This is a genomic window from Sphingobium sp. DC-2 (assembly GCF_000722555.1).
GTDB classification, from domain to species: domain Bacteria; phylum Pseudomonadota; class Alphaproteobacteria; order Sphingomonadales; family Sphingomonadaceae; genus Sphingobium; species Sphingobium quisquiliarum.
Genome location: NZ_JNAC01000094.1, coordinates 37,288 through 44,042, shown reverse-complemented (window position 1 = coordinate 44,042; position 6,755 = coordinate 37,288). Strand labels below are relative to the sequence as shown.

Sequence of the window (6,755 nt, the reverse complement as noted above, 5' to 3'; positions counted from 1 at the left end):
GAAAATTTGCGGTGGAAGTCACATTAGGGCTGGACTGTCAGGATATGTCGCCGAGATTTCGAGCGCTTTTTGCTGCGCCTCGCTCGGGATCGTGCCGACGGTGCGCCATGCCGACTATGTTGGTTCGTGGCTGGAGGTGATGCGCGAGGATTCCCGCGCCATCGTGCGCGCCGCCTCGCAGGCGAGCAAGGCGGCCGACTGGATTCTCTCGCATCTGCCGGAGGGCGACGCCGCAGAAGCCGATATGGCGGCCACCGAGCGGAGGGCCGCGGCATGATCCTCCTGACAGATGAACAGCGCGCGCAGCTTCTCGCCAATGGCCGCCAACCGGACGCCGATCACATCCCGGTCGTCAAATTCTTCAACCCCTTCGGCGCGGGTGTCTGGCTTGCGACCGAATTGGACGAGGATGGCGACACCATGTTCGGACTGGCCGATATCGGCTGTCCCGAACTGGGCTCATGGCGCTTCGAGGAACTGCGATCCCTCCAGTTGCCGTTTGGCATGGGCATCGAACGGGATCTGCTTTTCATCGGAGATTTCCCGATCTCGGTCTGGGCCGAGGCGGCGCGTGAGACCGGCAGCATCCGTGATGCCGAGCGCGTGCTTTACCGCGCGGCTCAATCCTTGAGCCGGAAATCCTCCGATACGGAAAGCCGGTTTCCCTGAATTCCGGGTTCCAGGCTCTGCGGGTTCGGCGTCGCTCTCTTCAGAGGAAGAGGGCGGCGCTTCGCTTCGTGACGGGCTGGTTGCCGGAGAGAGAGGCTCCCCGGCGTCCGTCATGGAGTCACTGACATGGCCACTGCCGTTCAGAAAATCACCCTGTCGTCCTCGCGCGACATCCCCTTCAACAAGCTGGTGCTCAGCCAGTCCAATGTCCGGCGCGTGAAGGCTGGCGTCTCGGTCGAGGAACTGGCCGCGTCCATCGCCCGCCGGGGCCTGATCCAGTCCCTGCATGTCCGGCCAGAGCTGGATGCGGAGGGCAAGGAGACCGGCCTCTTCGAGGTGCCCGCCGGCGGACGGCGCTACCGGGCACTGGAGCATCTGGTCAAGCAGAAGCGCCTCAACAAGACCGCGCCGGTGCCTTGCATCGTCTCGGAGGCCAGTGACGACATCCTGATCGACGAGGTGTCGCTGGCCGAGAACATCGAGCGCGCGCCGCTGCATCCGCTGGATCAGTTCCGCGCCTTCCAGACCCTGCGTGAGAAGGGCATGAGCGAGGAGGAAATCGCCGCCGCGTTCTTCGTCGACGCCAAGGTGGTAAAGCAGCGCCTTCGCCTCGTTTCGGTCTCGCCTTCGCTGCTCGATGTCTATGCCGAGGACGGCATGACGCTCGAACAGCTCATGGCCTTCAGCGTTTCCGAGGATCACGCCCGCCAGGAAAAGGTTTGGGAAGCGATCCGGGACGGCTGGCAGAAGGAACCTTATTATATCCGCCGCCTTCTCACCGAAACCACCGTGCGCGCTTCCGACAAGCGGGCGCTCTTCGTCGGGGTTGGCGCATACGAGGACGCCGGCGGCTGCGTGCTGCGCGATCTCTTCCAGCAGGACGATGGCGGCTGGCTCCAGGACCCGGTGCTGCTCGACAGGCTTGTCGGGGAAAAGCTGAAGGCCGACGCGGAAACCATCGCTGAGGAAGGCTGGAAATGGATCGAGATCGCGGTGGACTTCCCCTATGGCCACACCAGCGGGATGCGCCGTCTGGCCGGCGCCACCATCGACTTGACTGACGAGGAGCGTGCCGAACGCGAGAAGCTCCGCGACGAGTTCGACGCGCTGGAGGCGGAATATGCCGAGGCCGACGAATTGCCCGACGAGGTGGATGCGCGGCTCGGCGAGATCGAGGAAGCGCTGGATGCCCTCGAATCCCGGCCGATGATCTATGCCGCCGACCAGATGGCCCGTGCCGGTGTTTTCGTCAGCATCCGTCACGACGGTCAGCTCGCCGTCGAGCGCGGTTATGTCCGCTCCGAAGACGAGGTGGTGGAAGGCCAGGAGGGCGATGGCGCCCAAGGTGCATCTGTTGAAGGCGGCGAGCCCGGCAGTGTCCAGCGCGCCGTCATCACCGTGGGCGGTGCAGCGCCGGAAACCGAGGAGGACGAAGAGGTCGAGACCATCCGGCCGCTGCCCGATCGCCTCGTCAGCGAGTTGACTGCGCATCGCACCTTGGCGCTTCGGGATGCCGTGGCGACCAACCCGCATGTGGCGATGACGGCGTTGCTGCACCGGTTGGTCACGGATTGCTTCCTGCCTCATTCCGCCAGGGGCTGCCTCGAGGCCCAGGTCCGGGAGGTTCACTTCCCGGCGCAGGCAGAGGATCTGGGCGAAAGCGCCTCGGCAAAGTCCATCCAGGATCGGCATGAACGCTGGGGCGATCACATCCCGGCCAACGATGCCGCGCTCTGGGACTGGCTGGCCGATCAGGACGACGACACCCGGATGGAGTTGCTCGCCCATTGCGTTAGCTTCGGCGTCAACGCCCTGCACGAGAAACCCAACCCCTATAGCGGCATGGGCGTCAGCCAGCATGGTCTCGACGTGCGCCTGTCGCAGGCAGACCGGCTCGCTCGGGCGACCGGACTCGACATGGTGGCGGTGGGCTGGCGGCCCACGGTCGGGAACTATCTCGGCCGCGTGACCAAACCGCGGATCATCGAGGCGGTGCGCGAGGGCGCCGGCGACTGGGCGGCGCAGCTCATCGATCATCTGAAGAAAGGCGACATGGCGAAAGAAGCCGAGCGCCTGCTGGCCGAAACCGGCTGGCTGCCGGAGCCGCTGCGCATGGTGGACCGTGATGCCAAGGTCGATACGGACGCGGACGATCTGCCCGAGTTCCTTGTCGACGATGGCGAGGATGAAGAAGCCACCGAGGAGGAGGACGCGCAGTCGATGGTCGCTGCCGAATGATCCTCAGGCGGGGCGGCTTCCGCTGCTCCGTCTCCTCCGTTCCGTTTCCACACTTCGCCCGGTCCTCGTGACCGGGCTTTTTCTTTGGAGATATCCGATGCCCGCAAATATCGACATTGACCAGATCTTTCGCGAGGACAGCGCCACCCCTCCTTCGGAACGCTCGCTGCCGTGGGAGGAAACCCGCGATGGCATTACCGTCGTAGTGGAGCCAAAGCCCCATTGGGCCGACGACATGCGCGCCTTTCGTCTCGATATGCGCCAATATTGCCGCTACGCGGATTGGACCGCGCAGGGCAATGATGCCCGGTTCTACGATCACATCGACACTTGCGGCGATGACGTGATGATGAAGGCGCAAGCCATGATCGCGCGCGAGATCGCTGACGGACTTTGGGATTGAAGGTCGTCACGGACCCGGTACCGGCCTCAATGGTCCCGATACCAGCTTCATCATGATTCCGATGATCCGGTCTGGGCAACGGGTTCCATCCCCGGCCTGGAACACGATCCTGATGCCGCATGAGGGCAAGGCTGGCGCGGAGAAACATCTGCGACGGGTCTTCGGCATCCTGTCAGAGGCAAAACACCACCCCCGCTTCCATTCGCAAACCTTGGTCTGATCCGTCTCTTTGCAGTCAACCCGCAAGGGGTCGGCCTACGCGCGCGTGCCGCTCTCGCGGATTCGGGACACATGCCCGAACGCACGAGAGTGATTGCAGATCCAGTCAGACACTTCGGGCGCCTGTCGCGCGGGGGATGGTCCCCCGCCTCCAGAGACAGGAGCCGATCCCGATGTCCTACGCAGATGCCACCGCCTTCGCCGCCAGCCTCGCCGACACGCTGATGGTCGAGATCGTCGTGTTCCAGGCCGGGGACGGAACCCACGGTGCTTGCCCCGCCGCCGAATTCGACGGCGACAACGACATGGTGAAGCTGGAACTGGACCCATGGGCCTGAGGCGCGACACGCGCCTCATTCCCTCCGCCCGGATCGCGGCTTATCCCGCGACCGGGCGTCCGGTCCTGCGATGACCGCCTATCGCCGGCAGCGCAACCGGGGACGCGCCCCGGCCAGAGAGGAAGAGTGCGGGCCGTTCGGCCGTGACGGGTTGGTTGCCGGAGAGAGAGGCTCGCCGGCGCCCGTCATGGAGTGATCCCGATGACCCATTTCCGATCCGATACTTTCCGGCCCATCGGCCAGATTCTCGCAACCGAGGTGATGCCCGCGCTCTTTCGCGCCCGGAGGCTGCCGCTGCGCATCTCGTGCCTCGGCATCGCCAGCGATGACGGTAATGACAAGGCCGACCGGTTCGACCGCACCATTCCGCTTGGGGAATGCCAATCACCCGAAGAGGCCATGCGCTTTGCCTGCCTGCGCCTGTCCCAGAGCAATATCTGCACCGGCCCCGACAGCTTCCCACACTTCCGCCCACGGATCATGGTCATCGAGGATTGCGAGCATCGCCTGGTCCTCGCCGGTGAAATCCGTGCCGGTGTCATTCTCTGGCAGCAGCCCGTTGCCTCGGACCCCGAGGCGCGCCGGATCGTCTCCGAGGCCAGCCGGTTGCGCGGCATGGCCTTCCGGTCGCCCGATCCCGACGAGGCTCGCGAGTATCGCTACCGCGCCGCCACGCTGGAAGCCCGGCTGGTCGATCCGTTCTGGCGCGAGACCACCACCGAGCTGCTCCGCCTGCCTCAGGCGGCCTGACCTCACGCCAACCTTCCCATCCACTTCGCCCGGCCATCCGCCGGGTTTTTCATTTCAGGAGCCTGATATGGCCGACAACAGCAAAACCGCATCCGAACCGCGCCCGCCGTTCTCCGACTGGGAAGCGCAGGCCGCCCTTCAATCCCGGCTCGAGGCCGATCTGTTCGCCATCAACAAGGCGACATTGTTCGATGCGCTGGTCTTCACCGGCGTTACCACCATCATCGTCACCTTCGACGGATATGGCGATTCCGGCCAGATCGAGGACGTCGAGGTCAAGGCCGGCGACGATAACATCGCCATGCCGGGGGCCATGATCGCATTCGCCAAAACCGTCTGGGGCCAGTCGGAGCCGGAGCGCTCGACCGTCACCATCGCCACGGCTGTCGAGAATCTCGCCTATGACGTCCTCGAACGAACGCATGGCGGCTGGGAGAATAATGACGGCGCCTATGGTGAGGTCATATTCGACGTCGCAAAGCGGGAGATCACGCTCGACTACAACGAGCGTTACACCGCCTCCGAAAACTACATGCACAGTTTCTGAGGGAGGCGATGATGGGACATTGTTATCATCACGCGCTGTCCTCGGCGCGCAAATGGGGTGGCGCGGCGGAAGACTATCTGCCGCTGCACCAATGGTTCGACGAGTCCAAGGAGATCATCGCGGATTTCCGGCATAGGGCGCTCCGCCATCATGCCCAGGGCATATTCGAACTGGAGCGGACGTTCGGCGCCACCATCACCATCTCGACCGGCCGCGTCGTGCCCGTGCGGTTGATCGGCGAACAGCATGTGCTGGAGGATTTCGGCTTCATACCTAGCTTCGCCGATTGGGTGCGCGCGATCCGTCCCCAGCCATGGATGGGCCGCGCCCAGCCGATACACAAGCTGGTCGATCCCTTCGCCGCGACCGCGGAGACCGAACCGAACACCGGCGGCTCGCCGCATCCGGTTCCCGATCCATCGGCACGCTGACCGCCGCCTTTCCTCCCAATTCCGCCCGGCCTCGCGCCGGGCGCTTTCGTTTCAGGAGCCTGACATGGCCGACTATTTCACCCATTTCTCCTGCCTGCTTGAAGTGGGCACCCCCGAAAACGCTGCCCGCGCGCTCGACCTCTATAATGCGCTCTCGGATGATAACGCCGCGGAAGATCCGCCTTCGGACGGATTTCTGCTCTCGATCCAGCCCGAACATGGGGGCTCGCATCTCTGGATGCGCGATGACGGCACGGGCGATCCCGAGCATGTCATCCAGTTCGTCAAACGCTGCGCGGCCGAGTTCGGCCTGACCGGATTATGGGGCATGCAATACGCCAACACCTGTTCCAAACCCCGCGTCGATGGGTTCGGCGGCGGCGCCCATGTCCTCGATCTCGCCACCGGCGAGACTGTGGACTGGATCTATACCGATGGCTGGCTGTCCATCGTGCTGGAGGGAGGCGACCCTCATGCCTGAGATCATCGAAACCACGGTCTACAGGCTCGACGAGCTGTCCGATGCGGCCAAGGACAAGGCTCGCGCCTGGTATCGCGAGGGCGGATTCGACTACGAATGGTACGATGCCGTCTATGAAGATTTCCAGCGCATCGCGGAAATCTTGGGCCTGGACCTCAAGACACGGCCCGTCCGGCTCATGGGCGGCAGCACACGGCAGGAGCCCCGCATCTGGTTTCGGGGATTCTGGTCGCAGGGCGACGGGGCTTGCTTTGAAACGCGGTATTCCTATCGAAAGGCCGCGCCGCGCCGTATCAGGGAATATGCCCCGCAGGACACCGAACTGCACCGCATCGCCGATGCCTTTCACACGATCCAGCGCCGAAACTTCTATCAGCTTCGCGCCGAAGCCACCCATCGCGGTCATTACTATCATGAGTATTGCATGGCGATCTCCGTCGAGCGCGATAGCCCGGCCTGGCAGGACATGACGGACGACGCCGAGGAAACCGTCATTGAGGCGCTGCGTGACCTCGCCCGCTGGCTCTATCGCCAGCTTGAGCGCGAATACGACTATCTGTCCTCAGACGAAGCAGTTGATGAGACCATCATCGCCAATGACTACACCTCGCTTTTCCACTGTCATCATCTCAAGAGGCAGAGAGGTGCCGGGACGGGTTGAGTCCGGGTGGTCGAGAGA

The 6,755-nt window shown here is 63.9% G+C and carries 10 protein-coding genes; all 10 read left to right on the top strand.

The features are described 5' to 3' along the window. Positions 1-277, top strand: a 277-nt coding sequence (locus ET21_RS0118080; RefSeq protein ID WP_081856771.1) for a zincin-like metallopeptidase domain-containing protein, incomplete at its 5' end; no start/stop codon positions are given. After that, positions 274-669 carry a DUF2958 domain-containing protein gene (locus ET21_RS0118075; protein ID WP_030540763.1) on the top strand — a complete coding sequence of 132 codons (396 nt, stop codon included), beginning with the start codon at positions 274-276 and terminating at the stop codon, positions 667-669. The genes ET21_RS0118080 and ET21_RS0118075, both read left to right, overlap by 4 nt. Positions 670-795: 126 nt before the next feature. Then, the gene (locus ET21_RS0118070; RefSeq protein ID WP_030540762.1) at positions 796-2,907 is read left to right on the top strand and encodes a ParB/RepB/Spo0J family partition protein; all 2,112 of its coding nucleotides are present in this window, start codon (positions 796-798) and stop codon (positions 2,905-2,907) included. A gap of 97 nt (positions 2,908-3,004) precedes the next feature. Next, positions 3,005-3,310, top strand: a complete 306-nt coding sequence (locus ET21_RS0118065) for a hypothetical protein (protein WP_030540761.1) — start codon at positions 3,005-3,007, stop codon at positions 3,308-3,310. Between the two features lie 392 nt (positions 3,311-3,702). Continuing rightward, entirely contained in the window at positions 3,703-3,867 is a 165-nt protein-coding gene (locus tag ET21_RS28220; protein ID WP_173830039.1) for a hypothetical protein, read from the top strand. Between the two features lie 201 nt (positions 3,868-4,068). Then, positions 4,069-4,617, top strand: a complete 549-nt coding sequence (locus ET21_RS0118055) for a hypothetical protein (RefSeq protein ID WP_030540760.1) — start codon at positions 4,069-4,071, stop codon at positions 4,615-4,617. A 67-nt stretch (positions 4,618-4,684) separates the two neighbouring features. Next, positions 4,685-5,164, top strand: a complete 480-nt coding sequence (locus ET21_RS0118050) for a DUF6878 family protein (RefSeq protein ID WP_030540759.1) — start codon at positions 4,685-4,687, stop codon at positions 5,162-5,164. Between the two features lie 11 nt (positions 5,165-5,175). Then, positions 5,176-5,595 carry a hypothetical protein gene (locus tag ET21_RS0118045; protein ID WP_030540758.1) on the top strand — a complete coding sequence of 140 codons (420 nt, stop codon included), beginning with the start codon at positions 5,176-5,178 and terminating at the stop codon, positions 5,593-5,595. 64 nt (positions 5,596-5,659) lie between these two features. Next, positions 5,660-6,076, top strand: coding sequence for a hypothetical protein (locus ET21_RS0118040; RefSeq protein WP_030540757.1), 417 nt, complete (start codon positions 5,660-5,662; stop codon positions 6,074-6,076). After that, positions 6,069-6,737: a hypothetical protein gene (locus ET21_RS0118035; protein ID WP_051768218.1), complete on the top strand. Its 669-nt coding sequence runs from the start codon at positions 6,069-6,071 to the stop codon at positions 6,735-6,737. Before ET21_RS0118040 ends, ET21_RS0118035 begins: the two co-directional genes overlap by 8 nt. Positions 6,738-6,755 lie beyond the last annotated feature (18 nt).